At 71.2% G+C, this 229-nt stretch carries 1 pseudogene; it reads right to left on the reverse strand.

What is annotated here, in order from left to right:
* Positions 1-229 (reverse strand): annotated as a pseudogene (locus SB772_RS46295) (ABC transporter permease); the annotation flags it as partial.

Below are 229 nucleotides of genomic sequence, written 5' to 3' on the forward strand. Positions count from 1 at the left end.
GAGATCTCCGGCCTGGCCGAGTGACCGAACCAGTCGCCCGCGACGATCCGGTTGTCGGACGGAAGCTCGGTCGTATACGACAGGTTGAATTCGCGGTCGACGAGCCGGCGCGCGTCGTCCGATGGATACGCGTCCGGGTTCACCGGCTTGCCGTTGATCGCGACGAGCCGGCCGCGCACCATCGGCGCGGGCACCGCGTCGCGCACGCCGTGCGCGGCGAGCCACGCCG

Source organism: Paraburkholderia sp. SIMBA_030, assembly GCF_046535245.1.
Classification (GTDB): Bacteria; Pseudomonadota; Gammaproteobacteria; order Burkholderiales; family Burkholderiaceae; genus Paraburkholderia.